Annotated in this window: 19 protein-coding genes; 6 read left to right on the top strand and 13 right to left on the bottom strand. The window is 69.3% G+C overall.

What is annotated here, in order from left to right; translation table 11 throughout:
• Positions 1-9: 9 nt before the first annotated feature.
• From OO71_RS02335 to OO71_RS02320, 4 genes are all read right to left on the bottom strand, one after another.
• Entirely contained in the window at positions 10-351 is a 342-nt protein-coding gene (locus OO71_RS02335) for a hypothetical protein (protein ID WP_211260423.1), read from the bottom strand.
• A 91-nt stretch (positions 352-442) separates the two neighbouring features.
• The gene (gene ligD / locus OO71_RS02330) at positions 443-1,384 is read right to left on the bottom strand and encodes a non-homologous end-joining DNA ligase (RefSeq protein ID WP_033287907.1); all 942 of its coding nucleotides are present in this window, start codon (positions 1,382-1,384) and stop codon (positions 443-445) included.
• A 37-nt stretch (positions 1,385-1,421) separates the two neighbouring features.
• Positions 1,422-2,990, bottom strand: a complete 1,569-nt coding sequence (locus OO71_RS02325) for a DUF2029 domain-containing protein (RefSeq protein WP_033288043.1) — start codon at positions 2,988-2,990, stop codon at positions 1,422-1,424.
• Between the two features lie 143 nt (positions 2,991-3,133).
• Complete coding sequence (locus OO71_RS02320) at positions 3,134-5,176, bottom strand: MDR family MFS transporter (RefSeq protein WP_033287906.1); 2,043 nt, start codon at positions 5,174-5,176, stop codon at positions 3,134-3,136.
• Positions 5,177-6,063: 887 nt separating this feature from the next.
• Between OO71_RS02320 and OO71_RS02315 the strand changes: the two genes are divergently transcribed.
• Positions 6,064-7,455, top strand: a complete 1,392-nt coding sequence (locus OO71_RS02315; protein WP_033287905.1) for an amino acid permease — start codon at positions 6,064-6,066, stop codon at positions 7,453-7,455.
• A 95-nt stretch (positions 7,456-7,550) separates the two neighbouring features.
• Here the strand turns inward: OO71_RS02315 and OO71_RS02310 are convergent, their stop codons facing one another.
• Positions 7,551-8,168, bottom strand: coding sequence for a TetR/AcrR family transcriptional regulator (locus OO71_RS02310; protein ID WP_033287904.1), 618 nt, complete (start codon positions 8,166-8,168; stop codon positions 7,551-7,553).
• A 68-nt stretch (positions 8,169-8,236) separates the two neighbouring features.
• On the opposite strand from OO71_RS02310, the gene OO71_RS02305 reads away from it, so the two are divergent.
• Both OO71_RS02305 and OO71_RS02300 read left to right on the top strand, forming a co-directional pair.
• Positions 8,237-9,136 (top strand): DMT family transporter, encoded by a 900-nt coding sequence (locus OO71_RS02305; protein ID WP_245633544.1) that lies wholly within the window; start codon positions 8,237-8,239, stop codon positions 9,134-9,136.
• A 336-nt stretch (positions 9,137-9,472) separates the two neighbouring features.
• Complete coding sequence (locus OO71_RS02300; protein WP_033287903.1) at positions 9,473-9,919, top strand: single-stranded DNA-binding protein; 447 nt, start codon at positions 9,473-9,475, stop codon at positions 9,917-9,919.
• Positions 9,920-10,288: 369 nt separating this feature from the next.
• On the opposite strand, the gene OO71_RS02295 is transcribed toward OO71_RS02300, so the two are convergent.
• The 3 genes from OO71_RS02295 to OO71_RS51905 all read right to left on the bottom strand — a co-directional run bounded on the left by OO71_RS02295 (position 10,289) and on the right by OO71_RS51905 (position 12,121).
• Positions 10,289-11,029 carry an SDR family oxidoreductase gene (locus tag OO71_RS02295; protein ID WP_033287902.1) on the bottom strand — a complete coding sequence of 247 codons (741 nt, stop codon included), beginning with the start codon at positions 11,027-11,029 and terminating at the stop codon, positions 10,289-10,291.
• A gap of 124 nt (positions 11,030-11,153) precedes the next feature.
• Entirely contained in the window at positions 11,154-11,528 is a 375-nt protein-coding gene (locus tag OO71_RS02290; RefSeq protein WP_033287901.1) for an ArsR/SmtB family transcription factor, read from the bottom strand.
• Positions 11,529-11,731: 203 nt separating this feature from the next.
• Positions 11,732-12,121, bottom strand: a complete 390-nt coding sequence (locus tag OO71_RS51905; protein WP_245633543.1) for a hypothetical protein — start codon at positions 12,119-12,121, stop codon at positions 11,732-11,734.
• On the opposite strand from OO71_RS51905, the gene OO71_RS02280 reads away from it, so the two are divergent.
• A complete protein-coding gene (locus OO71_RS02280) occupies positions 12,104-13,066 on the top strand; it encodes a cation diffusion facilitator family transporter (RefSeq protein ID WP_051790928.1) in 963 nt (320 codons plus the stop codon). The two genes, OO71_RS51905 and OO71_RS02280, sit on opposite strands and share 18 nt — an antisense overlap.
• 151 nt (positions 13,067-13,217) lie before the next feature.
• Here the strand turns inward: OO71_RS02280 and OO71_RS02275 are convergent, their stop codons facing one another.
• Together OO71_RS02275 and cmtR are read right to left on the bottom strand one after the other, a co-directional pair.
• Positions 13,218-13,865, bottom strand: coding sequence for a cation efflux transmembrane domain-containing protein (locus OO71_RS02275; RefSeq protein ID WP_033287899.1), 648 nt, complete (start codon positions 13,863-13,865; stop codon positions 13,218-13,220).
• Positions 13,862-14,185: a Cd(II)/Pb(II)-sensing metalloregulatory transcriptional regulator CmtR gene (gene cmtR / locus OO71_RS02270; protein WP_033287898.1), complete on the bottom strand. Its 324-nt coding sequence runs from the start codon at positions 14,183-14,185 to the stop codon at positions 13,862-13,864. The genes OO71_RS02275 and cmtR overlap by 4 nt, the downstream gene beginning before the upstream one ends.
• Before the next feature lie 57 nt (positions 14,186-14,242).
• On the opposite strand from cmtR, the gene OO71_RS02265 reads away from it, so the two are divergent.
• On the top strand, positions 14,243-15,052 hold the full coding sequence (locus OO71_RS02265; RefSeq protein ID WP_033287897.1) for a helix-turn-helix transcriptional regulator: 810 nt from the start codon (positions 14,243-14,245) through the stop codon (positions 15,050-15,052).
• Positions 15,053-15,755: 703 nt separating this feature from the next.
• Here the strand turns inward: OO71_RS02265 and gcl are convergent.
• Genes gcl through OO71_RS02250 form a run of 3 tightly spaced genes read right to left on the bottom strand, consistent with a single transcriptional unit; the run spans position 15,756 to position 19,167 of the window.
• Entirely contained in the window at positions 15,756-17,450 is a 1,695-nt protein-coding gene (gene gcl, locus OO71_RS02260) for a glyoxylate carboligase (RefSeq protein WP_084144651.1), read from the bottom strand.
• Positions 17,451-17,452: 2 nt separating this feature from the next.
• Positions 17,453-18,343, bottom strand: coding sequence for a 2-hydroxy-3-oxopropionate reductase (locus tag OO71_RS02255; RefSeq protein WP_033287895.1), 891 nt, complete (start codon positions 18,341-18,343; stop codon positions 17,453-17,455).
• Complete coding sequence (locus OO71_RS02250) at positions 18,343-19,167, bottom strand: hydroxypyruvate isomerase family protein (RefSeq protein WP_033287894.1); 825 nt, start codon at positions 19,165-19,167, stop codon at positions 18,343-18,345. Before OO71_RS02250 ends, OO71_RS02255 begins: the two co-directional genes overlap by 1 nt.
• 300 nt (positions 19,168-19,467) lie before the next feature.
• Here OO71_RS02250 and lanL point away from each other — a divergent pair, with 300 nt between their 5' ends.
• Complete coding sequence (lanL, locus tag OO71_RS02245) at positions 19,468-22,104, top strand: class IV lanthionine synthetase LanL (RefSeq protein WP_156096123.1); 2,637 nt, start codon at positions 19,468-19,470, stop codon at positions 22,102-22,104.
• Positions 22,105-22,113: the final 9 nt, after the last annotated feature.

Raw genomic sequence — 22,113 nt, 5'->3', positions numbered from 1 at the left:
GCACGCCGGTCAAAGCATGGGGCCCCATCGCACCGTCGGCTCGTCCGCCGCCGCACCCCGGCGCGGCTGATCGCGGCGAAGCAGCACGGACAGTCGCCCGTACGCGGTGATCAGCTCGGACGTGGTCTCGTTGCCCCGACCGGCCCTGGCGTGCTCGAAAGCCTGCTGGAGAGCGGCCAGTGCGGCCGGTTCTGCGCTCGCAAGCAAACCAGCAGCCTGCGCGGTGGTGTCGACCAGCCCGTCGAGCATCGCGCGCGCCTCCGGGGTCCCCGCGGCGACGGTGAGCGCGGGTGAGAGCACCCGCAGCTGGTGGTGCAGACGGTAGAGGACGGCCAGCGGATCGCCTTCCATCGCACACCCCCTTCGCTCGGTCGTCACAGAGACTTTTCACAGAGACTCGGTGGCCGCGGACCCATGACGCCGGGTACGCGGACGGTTTCCCTCAGGAGTCCTCGGCCTCCAGCCCGTCGCGGTCGGCCCATTCCAGCAGGGGTTCGAGCGAGTACGCGACGTCGTCGATCCCGGCGTGCAGATCGCCCAGCTCGGCGAACCGCGCGGGTACCGTCGCGATCGTGCACTCACGCGGCGCGACGGTGTCGACCTCGTCCCAGCGGATCGGCGTGGACACCAGCGCCTCCGGCACCCCGCGGACCGAGTACGCGCTCGCGATCGTGTGGTCGCGCGCGTTCTGGTTGTAGTCCACGAACAGCTTCTTCGGGTCACGGTCCTTGCGCCACCAGGTGGTGGTGACCTCGTCCGGCGCCCGCCGTTCGACCTCGCGCGCGAACGCCAGCGCAGCCCGGCGCACGTCGGCGAACCCCCACCGCGGCTCGATCCGCACGTACACGTGCATCCCGCTCCCGCCGGACGTCTTCGGCCAGCCGCGGATACCCAGCTCGTCCAGGATTTCGTGCGCGACGTGCGCGACCCGGCGCACGGTGCCGAAGCCGCATTCGGGCATCGGGTCGAGGTCGATCCGCCATTCGTCCGGGCGTTCGGTGTCCGCGCGCCGGGAGTTCCACGGGTGGAATTCCACAGTGGACATCTGCACCGCCCACACCACGTGCGCCAGCTCGGTCACGCACAGCTCGTCGGCGTACCGGCCGAACCGCGGGAAGTGCACCCGCACGGTCTCCAGCCACGACGGCGCACCGTTCGGCACCCGCTTCTGGTGCACCTTCTCCCCGGCCACGCCGGACGGGAAGCGGTGCAGCATGCAGGGCCGTTCCCGCAGCGCCCGCACGATCCCGTCACCGACCGCCAGGTAGTACCGCGCCAGGTCGAGCTTCGTCTCGCCGCGCGCCGGGAAGTAGACCCGGTCCGGGTTCGACACCCGCACCGTCCGGTGCCCCACCTCGAGCTCGACCGCCGAGTCCTTCGCCATACGAAGAGACCGTAACCGGAAACCGCGCCGTCCGCGATCAGCGTTCCGGCACCAGCGTGAAGTGCCCGACGCCCTTGGCCGCGGAGTACACCGTCCACTCGTCCGGCCCGCTGCCCGGGCCCTTGTCGTAGAGCAGCCGGTAGTCGACCTTGCGCGGCGGATTGCGCTTGAACCAGTGATAGTTGATCCGCAGGCCGAGCGAGCTGAACTTCGAGTCCTCGGCGATGCGCTTGGTGACGATGGTCGCGACCTGCGTGCGGTCGGAGAAGACGTCGAGGATCTGGCAGTCGCAGTAGTACGCGAGCGTGCCGATCTCCCCCGGCCCGGCCACCGACTTGCCCTGCAGCCGCGCGCCGAGCTCCCGCCCGACCCGCGCGTAGTCGGCCGAGCTCGCCCAGTTGCCGAAGATCACCGGCGACGGCCACGGCACGCCCTGCGCGACGTCCACGGCCACGTTCCCGAGCCCGACCAGCCACGCCAGGCTGAGCGCGACCAGCGGCACGCCGCGGTTCAGCCCCGGCCGCTGTTTCGCTTCGGCGTGCCAGATGCCCACCATGAGCACCGCGAAGGTGGCCGTGCTGACCATCGGCGTGACGTAGTACCAGTGATACGGCCCGACACCGAGGGTGGAGTACACGATGTAGTAGACGACCCCACCGAGCCCGAGCGCGACGACCGGGGCCAGCTTCGGGAAGTCGTCCCAGCGGCGGGCGAACCGGACGCCGAGCCACGCCAGCAGCACCACCACCCCGACGAGCGCCGACGCGAACGCCAGCATCACCGTGAGCGGCAGGTACAGGAAGTACATCATCGGGCCGCTGAAGTAGCCCCACGGGCCGAAGAGGCCTTCCTGGTCCTGCTTGATCACCAGCGTGTCGGGGATGAACGAGCCGAGCGCGAACCAGCTCACCAGGAACCACGGCGCGGACACCGCCACCGCGGTGCCGAACGCGACCCAGAACCGTTTCCGGATCGCCGCGGCGGAGAACGTGATGACGAGGACGAAGACGATCAGGTCGAGCCGGGTCAGCACCGTCAGCGCGGCGACGGCGCCGAACAGCACCGGCCGCCCTTCGAGCGCGAAGACCACAAGCCACAGCAGCACGGCGGGGACGAGCAGGACCTCGAGCCCGGTCGCCGACAGCAGGAACGGGTTGGCGATCACGAGCACCAGCCCGAGCAGCCCGACCCACGGCGCGAGCCGGAACCGGCGCGTGAACCGCAGCCAGGCCCAGCCGATCGCACCGCTGCTCAGCACCGTCAGCACGCCCAGCGCGACCACCGGATGCGCCGACCCGCTGATCCGCGTGACGAAGGTCAGGAAGCCGAGCAGCAGGACGTCGAGCGGGGACGTCGCGGAGTTGGCGACGCTGCCGGGGACCAGCGCCCATTCGCCGTGCAACGCGAGGTTCTTCGCGTAGGCGAGGGTGATGTACCCGTCGTCGGTGAGGCTCCCGCGCACGAGCAGGAAGGAGAGCAGCCCCAGCACTGCCGCCGCCAGGGGCAGCCAGCCGGCGAGGCGGGAGCGGGCCGCGACGCGCACGTCCGCGTCGTCGCGCGGCGTGTCCGAGCTGCTGCCCGAAGTGCCGTTCGAAGTCGTGAGCACAGATTCATCCACCGACATGATCCGGGAACAGTAGAGGGTGACCGTCGCGCTGATGCTAACGGCCCGCCGGAACAGTCCCGGCCCCGACACGGCGTGCCGGGGCCGGGAGTGCGGACCTGCGGGTGCGCGCACCCTCGCCCCGGTCAGACCAGCGCGTGCCGCCCGGCCTTGGCCCAGTCGGTGCGCTCGTCGAGCAGCCGGGTCGCCACGCGGGTGATCGCGGCGTCCAGCTCGGCCCGGTCCCGGGTACCCCAGTCGCCGAGGCGTTCGGCGAGCCAGTCGTGCCACGCGCGGACGAGCTTGTCCCACTCCTGCTCACCGGTCTCGGTGAGCGCCCACCCGTCGCGGCGGTAGCTGACGTACCCGGTCAGCTCCAGCCGGGCGAACGCCGGTTCGAGCACCTGCCCGGGCATGCCGTGGGCCGCGCCGATCGCCTCCAGGGTCGTCGGCTGCCCGGTCCGCGCCCGGAGCCGGATCTGGGTCAGGCACCACAGCCCGCCCTGGTCCAGCTCCGAACCGGACCTCGCGGCAATCGCAGGCGCGGCCTTGCGGCGTTCCCGGAAGAGCAGCGTCGCGAGGGCGCGTTCGAGCTCCCGGTCCTGCTCGTGGGCCTCGGGCATCGCGAAGCCGTCGCCGAGGTCCGGAGCGGCCGCCCGCGCGGTGTCGCGCAGCGGCATTTCCTTGAGGAAGAAGGAAAGCACGAATGCGGCCAGCCCCACCGGCGCGACGTAGAGGAACACGACGTGCAGGGCATCGGCGTAGGCACCGATCAGGGGTTCCGAAATCGCGGCGGGCAGCTGGCGCAGCGCTTGCGGGGTATCGACCATCCGCGGGTCGGCACCGGGCGGCAGCGGATGTTCGGCAAGGACCCCGGCGAGGTTCGGATGCAGCTGGTTCGTGTAGATCGTGCCGAAGATCGCGGCGCCGAACGAGCTGCCCATCGAGCGCAGGAACGTGGCGCCCGAGGTCGCGACGCCAAGGTCGCGGTAGTCGACGGTGTTCTGCACGGCGATGGTCAGCACCTGCATGCCGAGCCCCAGCCCGAGCCCGAACACCGCCATGTACAGCGAGGACTCCCAGAACCCCGTCTGCGTGCCGAGCAGCGACAGCAGGAACAGCCCGGCGGTCATCACCCCGGTGCCGACGAGCGGGTAGATCTTGTACTTCCCGGTGCGGCTCACCAAGGTCCCGGACACGATCGACGCGACCAGCAGCGTGAGCACCATCGGCAGCATCCGGACCCCGGACGACGTCGGCGAGATGCCCTGCACGTACTGCATGTAGATCGGCAGGTACGTCATCGCGCCGAGCATGGCGAACCCGACGACGAAGCTCATGATCCCGGCGACGGTGAACACCGGGTTCCGGAACAACCGCATCGGCAGCATCGGCTCGGGCGCGCGCAGCTCCACCACGACGAAGGCGACGAGCAGCACCACGGAACCCGCGGCCATGCCGATGATCATCGGCGAGCCCCACGCGTAGGTGGTGCCGCCCCAGCTCGTGACGAGCGTGAGCCCGGTCGCCGCGAGGCCGATGAGCAGGATGCCGAGGTAGTCGACCACCGGTTTGGCCATCGCGCGCACGGACGGCATCGCGGACGCGGCCACCACCAGCACGACCACGACGAGCGGGATGTTGATGTAGAACGCCCACCGCCAGGAAAGATGGTCGACGAACAGCCCGCCCAGCGTCGGCCCGCCGATGGTCACGACGCCGAACACCGACCCGAGGATGCCCTGGTACTTGCCCCGCTCCCGCAGCGGCACGACGTCCGCGATCAGCGCGGTGGACGTGACCATGAGGCCACCGCCGCCGAGCCCCTGTACCGCGCGCCAGATGATCAGCCAGGTCATGCTGTCGGCGAACCCGCAGAAGAACGACCCGACCCCGAAGATCACGACGGAAAGCTGGAACATCCGCTTGCGGCCGAACAGGTCCCCGAGCTTGCCGACGACCACCGTCATGATCGTCTCGGCCAGCAGGTACGCCGTGACGACCCACGAGAGATGCCCCTGGCCACCGAGCTCGCCGACAATGGTGGGCAACGCGGTCCCGACGATGGTCTGGTCCAGTGCCGCCAGCAACATCCCGAGCAGCACGGCGCCGAACACCGCATGGACCTTCCGCCGGGACAGCACCGGCGGAACCGCGTCGTCCCGGGTCTTCTCCACCGTCGCGGTCATCGGACCCTCCCGGTGAGGGTTGCCTGCCGGTCGATCTGTGCCGTCATCGGGCCCTTTCCGCGCATGGTTGTTGTGGTTCTGGGTCTTTGGCCCGGTTACCGGGGCTTCTCGGCGCGCATTGCCTGCTGCGGGATTCTTGCCACGGGGGTCATCCGAGGCGCATTGCCGGTTCCCGGGTTCTTTCCGTCGCAGCCATCCGACTCATTGCCTGGGCTTCGGGTCTTTCCCGCCGCCGTCGTCGGGCCTCGCCCGGCGCGCGTTGCCGGTTCCGGGTTCTTTCCGCCGCCGTCATCCGGTGCGCATCGCCGGTTCCCCGGGTCTTTGCCACGCCCGTCATCGGGTCTCGCCCGCACACGTTGCTGCGCCCCTGAGTCTCGGCCACTCTCCCCGGACCCGACTGGCTCACGCGGCCCGTTCCCAGACCTGTGCCCCGCCCGTCGCCCGGCTCCCGGGTCCTTGCCGCCATCCCCGCCATCGGGCCCTTCCGTCAGCCACCGGTGGCACCGCCGCACCCCGCGTCGGCGGCGGCGCCGCCGGATCCTCCTCGCGCACCCCGGCGCGCCAGTGCGTATACCCAATCACTTCTGTGCATAGTGCACCACCGCTCGTTCCGGTGATCACGAACCAGTTATCCCGCCCCAGCCGGTCACCCTCCGGAGCCGGAACCCCGGTGCCCCAGCGGCCACCGCAGCGTTCCCCAAAGTCCCCGCGCCATCCCGTCCACAATGGACACTCCACCACCCGTACCCGCTGGTCCAAACCAGCATCGGGCTGTCAAATCGAGGTTGTCCGATTCATCGGGTTCGGCATCGTGATCTGTCGCACACCTTAAGTCCTCCCTAGGTGTCCTTGGTCACTCGGCCGGGTACCGCTAGCGTCACGCAACCATGGAATCCACAGTGGTCACCAAAGACGGTGACAACTACACCAAGGCACTCGGCAACCGCCAGGTGCAGATGATCGCGATCGGCGGTGCGATCGGGGTCGGGCTTTTCCTCGGCGCAGGCGGACGGCTCCACGAGGCCGGGCCCTCGCTCGTTCTCTCCTACGCCCTGTGCGGCATCGCGGCCTACTTCGTGATGCGCGCGCTCGGCGAACTCGTGCTGCACCAGCCCAGTTCGGGCAGCTTCGTGACGTACGCGCGGAAGTTCATCGGGCCGTGGGCCGGTTTCGTGTCCGGCTGGATGTACTGGCTGAACTGGGCCATGACCGGGATCGCGGAGATCACCGCGGTCGCGATCTACGTGCACAAGTGGCTCCCCGACGTTCCGCAGTGGATCACCGCGCTCGTCGCGCTCGGGGTGCTGATGGCGGTCAACCTGGTGAGCGTCAAGCTGTTCGGTGAGCTGGAGTTCTGGTTCTCCGTCGTGAAGGTGCTCGCGATCGTCGTGTTCCTGGTGACCGCGGTCGGGCTCGTCTTCACCGGCGCGAACATCGGCGGCACCAACGCGGGCGTGCACAACCTGACCGACCACGGCGGCTTCTTCCCGGCCGGAATCGGCATTGCGCTCATGACCCTGCAGGCGGTCGTGTTCGCGTACTCCGCAATCGAGGTCGTCGGCATCGCCGCCGGCGAAACGAAGGACGCCCGCAAGGTCCTGCCGAAGGCGATCAACGGGGTGGTGTGGCGGATCGGCGTGTTCTACGTCGGTTCGGTGCTGCTGCTGGCGATGCTGCTGCCGTGGCCGTTCTACAACGGCGGCGAAAGCCCGTTCGTCACGGTCTTCACGCGGCTGGGCATCGGCGGGATCGGCGACGTGATGAACGCAGTCGTCCTCACCGCGGCGCTGTCCTCGTGCAACTCGGGTCTCTACTCGACCGGCCGCATCCTCCGCGCCCTCGCGGACAACGGCGAGGCCCCCAAGTTCGTCGGCCGGATGAACTCCCGGCACGTCCCGTACGGCGGCATTCTCTTCACGTCCGTGGCATACGTGCTCGGGGTCGTGCTGAACTACCTGGTCCCCAAGGACGCCTTCGACATCGCGACCGCGGTGGCGTCACTCGGCGTGGTGGTCACGTGGGCAACCCTGGTGTTCTCCCAGATGCGCATGCGCCAGGCCGCTTTGCGCGGCGAGCTCGAACGCCCCAGCTACCGCATGCCCGGCGCACCGTACACCGGCTGGGCGACGCTCGGGTTCCTGGCGCTGGTCGTCATCCTGATGGGTTTCTCCGACGGGGCCGAGAAAATCGCGTTCTACTCGATCCCGGTGATCGCGGTCGTCCTGGCACTGGGCTGGCGGCTGGTATCCCGTAGGCAACAGGCGCGCACCAACGCCTGAGCGAGAGGCCGCGTTCCCCCACCCCTGCGAGCGCGGCACCGGCACGGCCGGCCCTCCGGTACCATCGGACGGGTCGGCCGTGTTCTTTCATTGCATCATTTCTGCCCGTCAGTGGACGGTTTGTCCTTCGCGCCCGGGGCGATGGCAAGGTTCAGTAACGCCGCCGCGGTTTCCGCTGCACGCGCGAAGACGTCCTCCGCCACCCGCATGCCCGCCATCACCAACGCACCCTCGTGCACCAGCATGATCCGCTCCCCGGCCCGCCCGGGCTCGGCCACCCCCGCCGACTCCGCCAGCCCGGTGAAAAACTCGAGCATCCACCGCTTCTGCCCGATCAGGACCGCATGAGCCGGATGCGCCGGATCACTGATCTCCGCGTGCGCGTTGATCATGCTGCACCCCTTTCCGCCGTGCTTCCGCGCCCACACAGCAGAAGCGGCAAAGGCTGCCGCGAGCCGGTCACGTGCCAGCGGACCGGCGTCCTCGAGCCGCCGTTCCAGAAACTCCCGCCACCGCGCATCCCGAGCCAGCAGGTACTCGACGACCAGCCGCTCCTTCGACCCGAACCGGTCGTAGAGCGTCTTCTTCGTGACCCCGGCATGCTCGGCGATCACGTCGACGCCGACCGCGTGGATCCCGTGCTCATAGAACAGTTCCGACGCAGCTTCGAGCACCGCACGGGCTTTCGGCGTCCAGTCGATCGCGGAAGTCATGCCCCGAGTGTAGACCGATCTGTATAGTCGCCCGTATGGGTATACCGATCGGTATAGTTCGGCGCGGCATGCTGGCCGCCCTCTTCGTGGTCTGCTGGTCGTCGGGGTTCATCGGCGCGAAGCTCGGTGCAGCGGACGCAGCCGTCCCCACCGTGCTGATGTGGCGGTTCGTCCCCTTGGCACTGCTGCTCACCCCGTTCCTGCGCCGCGGTTCGACGTCGTACCGCGAGTTCGGGCGGCACGTCCTCATCGGCCTGCTGTCACAGGCGGGGTACCTGCTGACCGTCTACTGGGCCATCGGCGAGGGCGTGAGCACCGGAACGACCGCGCTCATCGACGGCGTCCAGCCACTCGTCGCAGCCGCGCTCGCCGGCCCGCTGCTCGGCGCGACCGCAACCGGACGGCAATGGGGCGGCCTGGCGCTGGGACTCGCCGGCGTTGCAATGGTCAGCTGGTCCGACGCCGGTTCGCAGGCACCCGCATGGGCCTACCTGATCCCGTTCGGAGGCATGCTCGGACTGGTCGCGTCGACCGTCCTCGAGCGGCGCGCGTCAATCCCGGTTCCACCGCTGCGTGCGCTGGCCATCCATTGCCTGACGTCCGCGGTGGTGTTCACCATCCTGGCAGTGGCGACCGGTACTGCTGCGCCGCCCGCGTCCGGACGATTCTGGCTCGCCCTGGCATGGCTGATCGTGCTGGCGACCTTCGGCGGGTACGGGCTGTATTGGCTGCTCGTGGACCGAATCGGCGTCACTGCGGTGAACAGCTTGATGTTCCTGATCGCACCCGTGACCTCGGTGTGGGGCGCGGCCTTGTTCGACGAGCCGTTCACCGTCCTCACCGGCGCAGGTCTCGCGCTCGCCCTGATCGCGGCGGTGGTGGCAAACCGCCGGGTCGGGGGCGCTGTCGGTTCTCCACGCTCTTCCCCTCCTTGCGCTGACGCGTCGTCCTGTTCGGGAATGAGGTAGACGTCGTTCTCCGCTGAACTCGTCGCTTCGTCCACGTTTTGCTCACCAAGGCTCGTTCTTCGATCCGTCGCGGATACCTGGGCTTCTCGCACCGATCGCCATGATCCATGCCTTCCACTCCCCCGCCAATCCTCTTCTCCGCCAACGAAATCCCGGCCACCACCGCCACGTGGCCGCCGTTCCCGGTCCCGGAAGAGCGGACAAAAGATCGGCCCGGATCCGGTACCACCCGATGGAGTGACCCCGGCAGCCCCGGAAATTGTCGTACCCGGATGGTCTCCTGGTTCCTGCAGGCGGTGCCCACCCCGGACCCGCCCCGAACCAAGGAGTACCCCCATGGCCGGAGAAACCCTCGTCACCGTCGTCGGCAACCTCACCGCCGACCCCGAACTCACCTTCACGCCCTCAGGTTCAGCCGTCGTCAACTTCACCGTCGCAAGCACGCCCCGCACCTACGACCGCCAAGCCGCCGAATTCAAAGACGGCGACCCGCTCTTCCTCCGCTGCAGCTGGTGGAACGGGCCCGCCGAAAACGTCGCCGAAAGCCTCACCCGTGGCGCAAGAGTCATCGTCCAGGGCCGCTTGCGCCAGCGTTCGTACGAAACCCGGGAAGGCGAACGGAGAACGGTGATCGACCTGCAGGTGGACGAGATGGGCGCGTCATTGCGCTACGCCACCGCGAAGGTGTCGAAGGTCAGCCGGGAGAACAGCGGACAACGCACCGGCTCGGACAACCAATGGGAATCCCCACTGGTCGCCGCCGGAGCGGAACCACCCTTCTGACCCCGCCTGCATCCCCTTGCCTGCGATTTCCTTTACCGTGAAAGGAGAAGAAGCCCATTGCCGAGAACCGCGATCGACGAGCCCGGACCGGTCGAGCACCGCACGGGAGCGCTAGTACGGTTGCGCCCGCACCATCTCGCGAGACGCGCCCGTGCTGCCGGACGACCGGCCCCGCCACGACGACTGGCTCCACTTGCCACATGGAACTTTCCTGCGACACAACGCTATTCGGCGACACCAACAGATGGTGCAGTAGCAATCGGCTTACCTCCAAGCAGTTTCGCCCGATCAGCCAGCCCACGACGAAGCACCAGCCAGCGCCATCAACCAAACCTGACAGGAGGCCAAGATAGGACGTAACAACGACTGCTAGTTCTGCACGGTCGGCCGGATCGTGATGTCGCCGATCTCCACGTCGTCAGGCTGTTCGATGGCGAAGGCGATCGCACGCGCGACCGCGGCCGGGTCAAGCGCGAATTCCTCGACCTTGCGCCGGATCTGTTCGCGCTCCTCCGCGTTGTCGATGGAGTCGGCCAATTCCGTGCGGACGAAGCCTGGCGACACCGACGTCGTCCGGACAACGCCGTCCGTCGATTCCTGGCGCAGGCCTTCCAGGATGGTGCGCACAGCGTTTTTCGTGCCCGCGTACACGGCCTGCGCAGGCACGATCTTCAAGCCCGCAGTCGACACCGTCGTCACCAGATGCCCCCGCCCCTGCCTCCGAAAGACCGGAAGCGCAGCCGCGATCCCGTGCAGTACCCCGCGGACGTTCACGTCGATCATCGCCGACCAACCGTCCACATCACCGTCCGAGAGAGGACCGATCTTGCTGATCCCGGCATTGTTCACCAGCACATCGAGCCGCCCGAATTCCTCGACGGCTCGTTCCACCAGCCGTTCGACATCCGCCCGCTGCGTCACGTCGATGACGCAGGCGAGCGCACGACCCCCCCCGCTCCGGATCTCTCCGACGAGCGCGTCGAGCCGCTCCGCCCGGCGCGCTCCGAGCACCACCGCGGCTCCCCGCTCCGCAAGCAGGCGCCCGGTCGCCTCGCCGATGCCGCTGCTCGCCCCGGTGATGGCGACGACCTTGCCGTTGACCACAGACATTCCGAACCCCAAGCACTCATACGGACACCTGTCCGGTTGCTGAGGTCCACCATAGCGGACACGTGTCCACTTAGCGAGGAGGCGCCCCTGGAGAGGCCGCTGCGCAGCCGCCCACCTGGGTCAGTTACGCCCGGATACTCGCGCCACCGTCCCGTCGATCCGAGTAGCCGAGGCGAAGGTGCTCACTGTGGTAGACGGCTTCGTCGAGCAACTGGGCGACGTGCGTGTCATAGAGCGCGTAGACGATCCGGCGCCCGTCCCGAGTGCCGACGACCAGCCCCAGGTTCCGTAAGAGGCGCAACTGGTGCGACACGGCGGACTGCTCCATGCCGACCGCGTCCGCCAGGTCGCTCACCGCCATGGACTCCTCGCGCAGCGCGCTCAAAATCAAGAGCCGGCTCGGAGTGGCCAGCGCCTGCAACGTCGTCGCGACGGCAGCGGCCGAGGCAGCATCGAGCGGCGCGGCCGGGCCGTGGCGCCCCTGCACCCCGTGTCCCATGGAAGGAGACTAGAGCACCCCAGGACACATGAACACATCTTCATTCGTTCTGTTAGCCTCACGTCATGACGTCCACCAGCGGCGGCCACGACCCCAGGCAGCACAACGGCGGACCCCGCCCGCACCCCGCCGGAGCCGAGCTCCGCCCCGGCACCGAGAGCGAGCGCAACCACGGGCGCGGCAGCGAGCGTCGGCCCGAGCGCTCAAGCGACCGCGATCACGGTCGGCGGCGAGGCGATGGGCCCGGAGTGGAGCTGCACCCTGCCCACGATCGCGGGCGCCCCGTGGATGCGGTGGATGCGCCCGACGGGGAGCAGGCGCACGAGCACGCCAACGAAGGCCAAAGCGTGCACAACAACCAGCACGACGAACCTCAGCACGGGCACGAACCTCGGCACGGGCACGGGCACCAGCACGACGACGAACCTCGACACGGGCACGGGCACGATGACGAACCTCGGCCCAGGCACGAACCTCAGCGCGAAGACGGGCACGGGCACGGGCACGGGCACGGGCACGGGCACGGGCACGGGCACGGGCAAAACAATCACCACCCCCACCCGCGCCGCAATCCCTTGGCCGCGATCCGCCATGCCCTCACCCCGCATTCGCATGAATCGGCGGATCTCGTCGACGATGCGCTCGAGGCGAGTCGCAGTGGGATGCGGGCGTTGTGGCTCTCCTTCGGCGGGTTGGTCGTCACCGCGGTGGTGCAGCTTGTCGTCGTCGGGTTTACCGGGTCGGTTGCGTTGCTCGGCGATACGCTGCACAACTTCGCCGACGCGCTCACCGCCGTGCCGCTCGCTGTCGCGTTTCTGCTTGCTCGGCGGGCTGCCACGCGGCGGTTCACGCACGGGCTCGGGCGCGCCGAGGACCTCGCCGGGCTCGTGATTCTGCTCGTCATGGCGGCGTCTGCGCTGCTGGCCGGGTGGGAAGCCGTCGACCGGCTGCTGTACCCGCGGGCGATGACCGGCGCCGGGTGGGTTGCGCTGGCCGGGGTTGTCGGGTTCGTGGGCAACGAGCTCGTCGCGCGGTACCGGATTCGGACTGGGCGGCGGATCGGGTCGGCGGCGCTCGTCGCGGACGGGCTGCATGCGCGGACCGACGGGTTCGCCAGCCTCGGCGTCGTGCTCGCGGCGGGTGGGGCGATGGTGGGCTGGACGTGGGCGGACCCGGTCGTCGGGCTGCTCATCACGGTCACGATCCTCGTGGTCCTCCGCGACGCGGCCCGCGAGGTGTTCGGCCGGCTGCTCGACGCCGTCGACCCGCATCTCGTCGACGACGCCGAGCACGCGCTCGCCGACACGCCGGGCGTGGTCACCGTCGACAGCATCCGGCTGCGCTGGATCGGGCACACGCTCGCCGCGGAGGCAGAGGTGTCCGTCGATCCGCAGCGGTCGCTCGCCGAGGCGCACGGCATCGCCCATGCGGCCGAGCATCAGCTCGCGAGTGCGCTCCCCCGCCTCGCGCGGGCGCTGATTCACGCCCATCCGGCGAACGGCGTCAACATCGGCGCGGGCGCAGTCAAGGAAGCGTGAAGCGGCGACGACACCAGCCGCCGCGCCGGTTAATCCTCGGGTGAGCAGAAAGGCCCGATGTGAGTGATCTAGCCGTAGCGGCACTACTGGTTGGCGTGTTCCTCGCGCTCGCCACCGCATTGCGCGCCGTGCAGTGGTGGCTGACCCGCGGTCAGCAGCAGTGCTCGCCCCGCCAAGCCTCGCGTCCCTCGCGGACTGCGACCGCCGCAATCACCAATGCTGCCAACGGATCCGCCCAGTACCAGCCGAACAGCGTGTTCACCAGCATCCCCACCAGCAGCACCGCGGAAAGGTAAGTGCAGAGCAGCGTCTGCTTCGAATCCGCGACCGCGCTGGCCGAGCCGAGCTCCCGTCCGGCACGTCGTTGCGCGGTCGACAGCACAGGCATCACCACGAGCGAGACCGCGGCAAGCACGATCCCGGCCGTCGAGTGCGCCGCTTCGCCGCCGCCGAAAAGGGACCACAGCGCATCGCCGGTGATGTAGGCGGCCAGCAGGAAGAACGACACCGCGATCACGCGCAGCGCAGCCCGCTCCCGCCGTTCCGGGTCCGCGCCGGAGAACTGCCACGCCACCGCGAGCGCGGAAAGCACCTCGGCCACCGAGTCCAGCCCGAACGCGACCAGGGCGGCCGACGACGCGACGGTCCCAGCGGCGACGGCGACCACTGCCTCGACCACGTTGTACGTGATCGTCCCGGCTACGAGCCACCGCACCCGCCGATGCAGCACCGCCCGCCGCGCTCCGGACGGGCCACCAGCGGCGCAACAACCCTCCACCGGCAGATCACCGCTGGTCACGACGTCACCGACCCGGCATCGTCGGCGCAACCGACCGCCAGCACCACCTGTGTCAGCTCGGTCAACGCGCGCGCGAGGTGCGGGTCCGCGATCGCGTAGCGGACCTGACGGCCCTCGTACGTCGCGACCACCAGCCCGCAGCCACGAAGGCACGCGAGGTGGTTCGAGACGTTCGACCGGCTGAGTTCCAGATGCTCGGCCAGCTGCGCCGGGTACGTGACCCCGTCGAGCACCGCCACGAGAATCCGGCAGCGCGTCGGGTCGGCCAGCGCGCGACCCAGCCGGGCGAGCGCCCGTTCCCGGGTTTCGGAGATCAGCATGGAGGCAATAGTACAGCCTTCACTGAATCATCAGGCAAGCCCTCGTAGACTGAACACGTGGACAACCTCCTCGGCGACTTCCTGCGCGCACGGCGTGAACTGGTCTCCCCCGGCGACGTCGGACTGCCCGACCGCGGGCGCCGCCGCGTCCGCGGACTGCGCCGGGAGGAGCTGGCGCTGCTGGCCGGGATCAGCAGCGACTATTACGTCCGGCTGGAGCAAGGCCGCGACCAGAATCCGTCCGCGCAGGTACTCGACGCACTCGCCCGCGCACTCCAGCTTGACGACCCCGCTCGCGCCCACCTCCATCAGCTCGCCGCGCCGTCGCGAAGCCGGGTCACGCCGCGGCCGCAGGTGCCCCCGAGCATCGTGGAGCTGATCGCCACGTGGGCGACGAACCCGGCGTACGTCCAGGACCGGCTCACCAACGTCCTCGCCGCAAACCCCATCGCCGCCGCGATTTCGCCGAACTACGCCGCCGGGCGCAACCTGCTCCGCGCAATCTTCCTGGACCCGGCCGAACGCGACCTCCGCCCCGACTGGAACCAGACGGCCGCCGACGGCGTCGCCGGTTTGCGCGCCGCGCTGGGCCCGGACGTCGGAGACCCCGCGGTGACCGAGCTCGTCGCGGACCTCTCCGCAAGCAGCGAGCACTTCCGCAACCTGTGGTCCCGCCACGACATCAAGCCGAGAACCGGCCACCGCGTCCGGTTCCGGCACCCCGGCGCCGGAGACCTCACGCTGCAGAGCGACAAACTGGACATCCCCGGCCCGGACGCGCTGCAGCTCGTGGTGTTCCACGCCGCACCGGACACCCGGGACGCGGACCTGCTCGCCGCGCTGGCCGAGCTGGTCCCGGTTCTCTGAACGGGGGCAACCTGACACGGGGGTTCGCCCTTGAGCCAGGCGCTTGAGTCCCGCCCCTTGAACTCCGCTACTTGAGTCCCGCAGCTTGGGTTCGCCGCTGACGTCCATCCTTGACGTCCGCCACTGAAGTCGGGCGCCGAAGTCGGGCGCCGAAGTCGGGCGGCGAAGTCGTCCTGGAGCCGGACATGGAGGTCCCGCACGGAAATCGGTCCTGGAGCCGGGCACGGAAGTCGGTCTTGGAGTAGGGCACGGAGGTCCCGCACGGAAACCGGTCCTCGAGCCGCACGGAAGTCCATGGCCGCAGGCTGCCTCTGGCAGCCTGCGGCTGCCCGAGGCCATCACCGGAGTCTGTCGCTGACGTCCGTCCCATACCTCTGTCGCCGGAGTCAGTCGGCCGGAGTCAGTTCGCCGGAGTCAGTTGGCCGGAATCGGCACCGAAATTCGTCGCGGCAGCCTGCCACCGGCAAGCCGCCGCCCGAGGCCGTCGCCGCAGTCCCTTGCTCGCGCCCGTAGGTGGAACGGTCACCGGGGCCTGCCACCGCAGTCCGGGAAAGAAGGGCCGTCGCCGCAGTCTGCCAATGGAGTCCGTCACCGGAGGCCGTAACCAGCGCCTGCGGACACGGAGTCCGTGGCCGAAACTCCTCACCGCAAGCGGGATCCGGGCCGGGGCGGGCCATCACAACCACACCCCGGCCCGGATCCGTCAACCAGCCGCCTCGAACTCGCGCACTGCGTCCAGTGCCGGGCCCATGGCGGCGTTCGCCTCGCGTTCGATCATGATTTCCACCAGTACCGGGCGGCGGGTGCGTTCCGCTTCCTTGCGGGCCCACTCCAGTGACGACCGGATGTCGCCCGGTTCCACGACCCTGGTGCCCGAGCAGCCGTACGCTTCCATGATCTTCACGTTGTCCGTGCCGTGGTCGTCGTAGTGGATGTCGACCTGGTAGTTCATGTCGTACGGCAGCTCCGACTGGCGGATCAGGCCCAGGTACTCGTTGTTCAGCATCACGAGCACGAACCCGACGTCGTACTGTGCGGCCACCGCCAGCTCCTCCACCAGGAACTGGAACGAATAGTCGCCCACGACGCCGACGACCTCCGCGTCCGGGCGGGCCTTCTTCACCCCGATCGCGGCCGGGATTTCCCAGCCGAGCGGGCCTGCCTGGCCGCACACCTGGTAGTGCCGCGGCAGGTGGGCGCGCTGGAACTGGCCGGACCAGATCTGGTACAGCCCGATCGCGGTGACGAAATACGTTTCCGGGCCGTAGAACTCGTTGAGCTCCTTGAACACCCGCGGGGCCTTGATCGGGGTGCTGTCGAAGTCCTCGCGGCGCGGCAGTTCCGCCTTCAGGTCGCCGAGCCGCTTGACCCACGCGCGGTCGCGGGCGGGGACCTCGCGCGCGGCTAGTGCGGACAGCAGCGCGTCCAGGAATTCGCGGGTGTCCGAGACGACGCCGAGGTCCGGGCCGAACACCTTGCCCAGCTGGGTGGGTTCGATGTCGACGTGGATGAACTTCCGGTCGCCGCGGTAGACCGACAGTTCGCCGGTGTGCCGGTCGCCGAAGCGGGCGCCCAGTGCGAGGACCAGGTCGGACTCCAGGAATGCCGCGTTGGCCCAGCGCTGTGACGTCTGGATCCCCGCCATCCCGGCGAACAGCTCGTGGTCCTCCGGGAAGCTGCCCTTGCCCATGAGCGTGACGCCGACCGGGACGCCCAGCCGTTCCGCGACCTCGCGCAGCCGGTCGCTCGCCTCGCCCAGCACGACGCCGCCACCGGCCAGAATCAGTGGGCGTTCGGCGGCCAGCAGCAGGTCCAGCGCCCGTTCGACGCGGGCCGGGGACGGCTTGACCGTGCTCACCGGCAGCGCCGAGTCGATGCTGGAGTCCCATTCGATTTCCTGCTTCTGGACGTCGATCGGCAGGTCGATGAGCACCGGGCCGGGCCGTCCGGAGCGCGCGATCCGGAATGCCTCGCGGAAGATCCACGGCAGCTGCGCGGCTTCCTTCACCTGCACGGCCCACTTCGTGACCGGACGGGCGATTTCGACGATGTCGACCGCCTGGAACGCTTCCTGGTGCAGCTTCGTCGTCGCGGCCTGGCCGGTGATGCACAGGATCGGGATCGAGTCGGCGTGTGCGGTGTAGAGGCCGGTGATCATGTTGGTCCCGGCCGGACCGGACGTGCCGATCGCGACCCCGACGTTGCCGGTGGTCCGCGCCCAGCCGTCGGCCATGTGCGTGGCGCCCTCTTCGTGGCGCACCACCAGGTGTTCGATACCGCTGCCCTGCAAGGCATCGTAAAGCGGCAGGATGGCGGCGCCGGGGCAGCCGAAGGCGACGTCGACGCCCTCGTCGGCCAGCACGTCGACGACTGCCTGCATAGCGGGGACTCGGGCCATGGTCAAACCTCCTGCGGCGATCGGCCGGACAGCTCTTCGACGACTTTCAGCAGCGCGGAATGATCCAGCGAGCCGTACCCCATCGCGCGCCCGGCCGCGATCAGCTGCGCGACGAGACCGGTGAGTGGCAACGCCACCTCGGACTGCCGGGCCGCGGCCAGTGCGATGCCCATGTCTTTGTGGTGCAGGTCGATCCGGAAGCCGGGCTGGAACTCCCGCGCGACCATCGACTTGCGCTTCAGCTCCAGGATCCGGCTGCCCGCGAGACCACCGGCCAGGACATCGAGGCCGGTACCAGCGTCCACTCCGGACGCTTCCAGCAGCACGATCGCTTCCGCGACCAGACCGTAGATCCCGCCGACCACCAGCTGGTTGGCCGCCTTCACGACCTGCCCCGCGCCGTGCGGGCCGACATGCACGATCGTCTTGCCGAGCACCTCGAAAACCGGTTCGGCAGCGGCGAAATCAGCCGCGTCGCCACCGACCATGATGGACAGCGTGGCCTGCTCGGCACCGGCCTGCCCACCGGACACCGGCGCGTCCAGCACGCGGATTCCCTTGGCCGCACCGGCTTTCGCGACCTCGATCGACGTCTCCGGCCGGATGGTGCTCATGTCCACCAGCAGCGTGCCGGACGCGACCGCGTCGAGCACCCCGCCGGGAGCGAGCACGACCTGCTCGACCTGTGGGTGGTCCGGCAGCATGGTGATCACGACGTCCGCTCCGGACACCGCGTCGGCGACCTCCTTCGCCGCGCGGCCACCGGCTGCCTCCAGTTTCGCCAGTGCGTCGGCGCTGAGGTCGAATCCGCTCACCTCGTGCCCGGCACCGGCCAGGTGCGCGGCCATCGGTGTGCCCATCACACCCAGCCCGATGAACCCGATCCTGCTCATCAGTTTCCCCTTCGCTCGTACGGCAGCCAGGCCAGTGAGTCCACTGTGGAACCGTCCGGTTTGTACTCGATACCCACCGGTCCGGCGTAGCCTGCCGCCTGCAGCTTCTCCAGATGTCCTTCGAGGTCCAGCTCCCCCGTGCCCGGCTGGTGCCGGCCCGGTGCGTCGGCGATCTGCACGTGCCCGGTGCGCGGGGTGTAGCGGGCGATGACGGAGCCGAGGTCTTCGCCGTTCACCGCCAGGTGATAGAGGTCCGCAAGGAGCCGTACGTTGCCGAGGCCGAGGTCGTCGAGGACGGCGACCGCGTCGGCCGCCGTCTTCAGCGGGTACGCGGCGGAGCCCGACAACGGTTCGAGCACCAGCTGCGCGCCGATGCCCGCGGCCGCCTTCGCTGCGGTGGCCAGGTGATTCCGGGCCAGATCGTCCTGTTCGGACGGTGCGACGCCGTCGATCCGGTTGCCGTACAACGCGTTGAAGCTGCGGCAGCCGAGCCGCTCGGCAATGCCGAGCGCAATGGTCAGGCTGGTCGCGAACTCCGCCTCGCGGCCGACCCACGACACGAGCCCGCGGTCGCCCGCCGCCATGTCCCCCGCGTAGAAGTTCAGCCCGGTGAGCCGGACCCCGGCCTGCTCGATCGACCGCACGAACCGCCCGACCTCGGCTCCGGCCGGGTCGGCGCTGTCGAAGGGCCACCAGAACTCCACCGAGGTGAAGCCCGCTGCCCGGGCGGCCTTGGCGCGCTCGAGCAGCGGGAGCTCGGTGAACAGGATCGACAGGTTGGCGGTGTAGGGCAGCGAGTGCCGCTCCCCGGCGGGACCGGTCATGGGTACGTCCGCTCCTTGCTTTTTCGCTTCGTGGAAGTTTTCTTCCGTAGTTCGAGAATAGCCGGGAGCGCGGGGGTGGGTCAACGGGGAGTTCGGGGTGGCCGGTACACGGGGGCCCCGTCCACCGGCGGCCGGAAGACCCGGCCACTGCCGGATGCCTGCTTCCGGGTGACAAAGGAAGCCGCCCGACACCGGGAAGCAGTGCCCGTTCGCGCTTTCTTGTTGCCCGGTGAGACGGTAATCCGAAAAACGGCAACGAAACCCGGCTACCGTCGGAAGAACTTCATCGACGAAGGGGGCGTGATCGGAATCGGCGGCTATACGTCGAACGCCGGACTGGGGCGCACGGTATCGCGAATGCTCCCCGCCGGTTGGTCGATCCGGCATTCCGATCCTTGGCTGCACGTCACGCGCGACGGCGAGATTTTGCCGGAGCAGGGCTGGAAACTCCACGTCTCCGCAACCCCGTCGAACGCCGCCGAAGTTGCCCGGCGCTGCGCCGCCGTCCTCTTCACCCGCGGCTGTTCCTTCAAATTCGCCGCGACTGCCGAAACTGTCCAAAGCCTCAATTCCCGGAACGCACAGCGCGGTTCTTCGGGAAAGTTCCTCACTGTCTACCCGGCCGCCGACGCGCTGGCCATTGCCACCGAACTCGATCAGGTCACCGACGGTCTTTCCGGCCCGAGAATCCTTTCCGACCGGCCATTGCGCACCGGCAGCCTGGTGCATTACCGATACGGTTCCTTCGTCCCCCGGATGCGCCTGACCGACCAGGGCGGCTACGAGCCGGTCCTGCTCGATCCGGACGGAAACCCGGTGCCGGACCGGCGCGAGGCCTGGTTCACCCCGCCGCCGTGGGCGCCGCCGCTCGGCATTCCCGCACCGGCCATGGAGGCACCCCGGCAGGTTCTCCTCGCCGACCGTTACCTGGTCCGTTCGGCAATCCGGCATTCGAACAAGGGCGGCGTCTTCCGCGCAACCGACACCGAAACCGGCGCCGACGTCATCGTCAAACAGGCCAGGGCGCACGTCGACGGGCTGGCCGACGGCAGCGACGTCCGCGACCTGTTGCGCGCCGAGGCAAGCATGCTCCAGAAACTCGCTGGTACCGGCGTCGCGCCCGGATTCGTCGACCTGTTCGACAACGCCGAGCACACCTTCCTCGTCGCGGAAGCCATCCCCGGACAGACCTTGCGCACCGCTCTCCGCGCGTGGCATCGGGAGCCGGCCTCACTCCGTACCAACGTCCTGCAGACCATCCGCACGCTGGCCCAGGTTCTCCAGACGGTGCACCGGCTCGGCATCGTCGTGCGCGACCTCTCGCCCGCCAACATCATCGTCTCCGGCGCCGATCTGAAGCTCGTCGACTGGGAGATGGCGGTCCGGCAAGGCTCGCGCGTAAGCGCCGTCGGCACGCCCGGCTACGCGGCGCCTGAGCAGGCCGGACCGGAACCGCTCTCGGCCACCGACGCCCTCGATCTCTACGCGTTCGGCGCGATCGTGTTCAGTGCCGCGGTCGGCACCGATCCGGTCCTGGCCAGCCAGGACGTCCCAGAACCGGCTCGGCAGCAACGACTGCAGCACTGGCTGGCGGCCGCCGCGGCAGAGTGTCCGCTCGCTGCCGAACTCGCCCCGCTGATCCACGCACTCACCGCCGACCGGCCCGCGGATCGCTGGCCGATCACCACAGTGCTGACCTGGCTCTCCTCCCCGGCGCCCGCGACGGCTGCGCCCAGCACCAGCGAAGCCGCCGACGACCTTGCCCAGCGCATGCTCGACGACGGCATCACCTTCCTGACCAGCACGATGGCCGCTCCCCGCGCACCCCGGCTCTGGGACACCGGCGACCAGGGAAACAAGACGGACCCGACCACGGTCTATTACGGCGCGGCGGGGGTTCTCGGCTTCCTCACCCAGGCGTTCGTCCACCTTGGTCGCGATGACCTCGAACCAGCGCTGCGAGCGACCAGTGAATGGATCGCCGCGCGGTGCGCCGCGGAACCGACGATCCTGCCCGGCCTGCATTGCGGACGGTCCGGCAGCGCACTGGCCCTGCTCGAATGCGCGGTAGCGCTGAACGACCCGCTGCTCATCGAGCACGCCTGCGAGCTCGCCGCGGAAATCCCTGCCGAGCACCACATTCCCGAGGTGTGCAGCGGGCTCGCCGGAGCGGGTACCGCGCAGCTCAGGTTCTGGCAGCTCACCGGCGACCACACCTTCCTCGACCTGGCCCGCCGCTGCGGCGAATCCCTCGTGCACCTCTCGAAGTCCAGCAAGTACGGCCGCGGATTGTGGCCGGTACCGGACGATTCCCGCGCGGCGAACCTGGTCTGCTACGGGTTCGCACACGGGACCGCCGGGATCTCCGCCTTCCTCCTCGATCTCGGGGCGGAAACCGGCGACGAGCAGTTCCTCACCGAGGCGTGCACGGGCGCGGATCTCTTGTGCGACAACGCACTCCGCCTCGGCGACCTGGTCACCTGGCCCACCGGACCGAGTACCGACGTACCGCAAAGCACCTGGTGCAACGGGGCTTCCGGGATCGGCAGCTTCCTCCTCCGGGCGTGGCTGGTGACCGGCTCGCCCCGCTACCTCGCCGACGCCGAAGGGGCAGCCCGTGCGGTACGGGCCGCGCAGTGGTCCCTGCCGCTGTCGAGCTGCCACGGAGTCGCCGGGAACACCGACTTCCTCCTCGACCTGGCCGCGGCCACCGGCGGCCCGGCCCCTGCCGCCGCGCTACCGGCGCTGACCTCGCGAAACACCGTCCAGAACGGCCTGCTGCTCCCGCCCGACGACAGTGGCGCCGCCGTGCATGCCGGTTACCAGACCGGCGCCACCGGAGTGCTCGCCACGCTGCTCCGGTTCGGGTACGGCAGCCCGCGCCTGTGGCACCCCAGGCTCCGCGGCGAAATCCGCCGTGCAGGAGAAGAAAGTTGAGGAGAACGC

This window comes from Amycolatopsis jejuensis (assembly GCF_000717335.1).
Lineage (GTDB): Bacteria > Actinomycetota > Actinomycetes > Mycobacteriales > Pseudonocardiaceae > Amycolatopsis > Amycolatopsis jejuensis.
Note: the sequence above shows the minus strand (reverse complement) of the source record. Positions and strands in the feature narration are given on the sequence as shown.

Bases quoted from the DNA above. Each gene is read 5' to 3' on its own strand.
- OO71_RS02335 (WP_211260423.1), bottom strand. From the start codon at position 351: ATGGAAGGCGATCCGCTGGCCGTCCTCTACCGTCTGCACCACCAGCTG.
- ligD (WP_033287907.1), bottom strand. From the start codon at position 1,384: ATGGCGAAGGACTCGGCGGTCGAGCTCGAGGTGGGGCACCGGACGGTG.
- OO71_RS02320 (WP_033287906.1), bottom strand. From the start codon at position 5,176: ATGACCGCGACGGTGGAGAAGACCCGGGACGACGCGGTTCCGCCGGTG.
- OO71_RS02315 (WP_033287905.1), top strand. From the start codon at position 6,064: ATGGAATCCACAGTGGTCACCAAAGACGGTGACAACTACACCAAGGCA.
- OO71_RS02310 (WP_033287904.1), bottom strand. From the start codon at position 8,168: ATGACTTCCGCGATCGACTGGACGCCGAAAGCCCGTGCGGTGCTCGAA.
- OO71_RS02305 (WP_245633544.1), top strand. From the start codon at position 8,237: ATGCTGGCCGCCCTCTTCGTGGTCTGCTGGTCGTCGGGGTTCATCGGC.
- OO71_RS02300 (WP_033287903.1), top strand. From the start codon at position 9,473: ATGGCCGGAGAAACCCTCGTCACCGTCGTCGGCAACCTCACCGCCGAC.
- OO71_RS02295 (WP_033287902.1), bottom strand. From the start codon at position 11,029: ATGTCTGTGGTCAACGGCAAGGTCGTCGCCATCACCGGGGCGAGCAGC.
- OO71_RS02290 (WP_033287901.1), bottom strand. From the start codon at position 11,528: ATGGGACACGGGGTGCAGGGGCGCCACGGCCCGGCCGCGCCGCTCGAT.
- OO71_RS51905 (WP_245633543.1), bottom strand. From the start codon at position 12,121: ATGGCGGATCGCGGCCAAGGGATTGCGGCGCGGGTGGGGGTGGTGATT.
- cmtR (WP_033287898.1), bottom strand. From the start codon at position 14,185: ATGCTGATCTCCGAAACCCGGGAACGGGCGCTCGCCCGGCTGGGTCGC.
- gcl (WP_084144651.1), bottom strand. From the start codon at position 17,450: ATGGCCCGAGTCCCCGCTATGCAGGCAGTCGTCGACGTGCTGGCCGAC.
- OO71_RS02255 (WP_033287895.1), bottom strand. From the start codon at position 18,343: ATGAGCAGGATCGGGTTCATCGGGCTGGGTGTGATGGGCACACCGATG.
- OO71_RS02250 (WP_033287894.1), bottom strand. From the start codon at position 19,167: ATGACCGGTCCCGCCGGGGAGCGGCACTCGCTGCCCTACACCGCCAAC.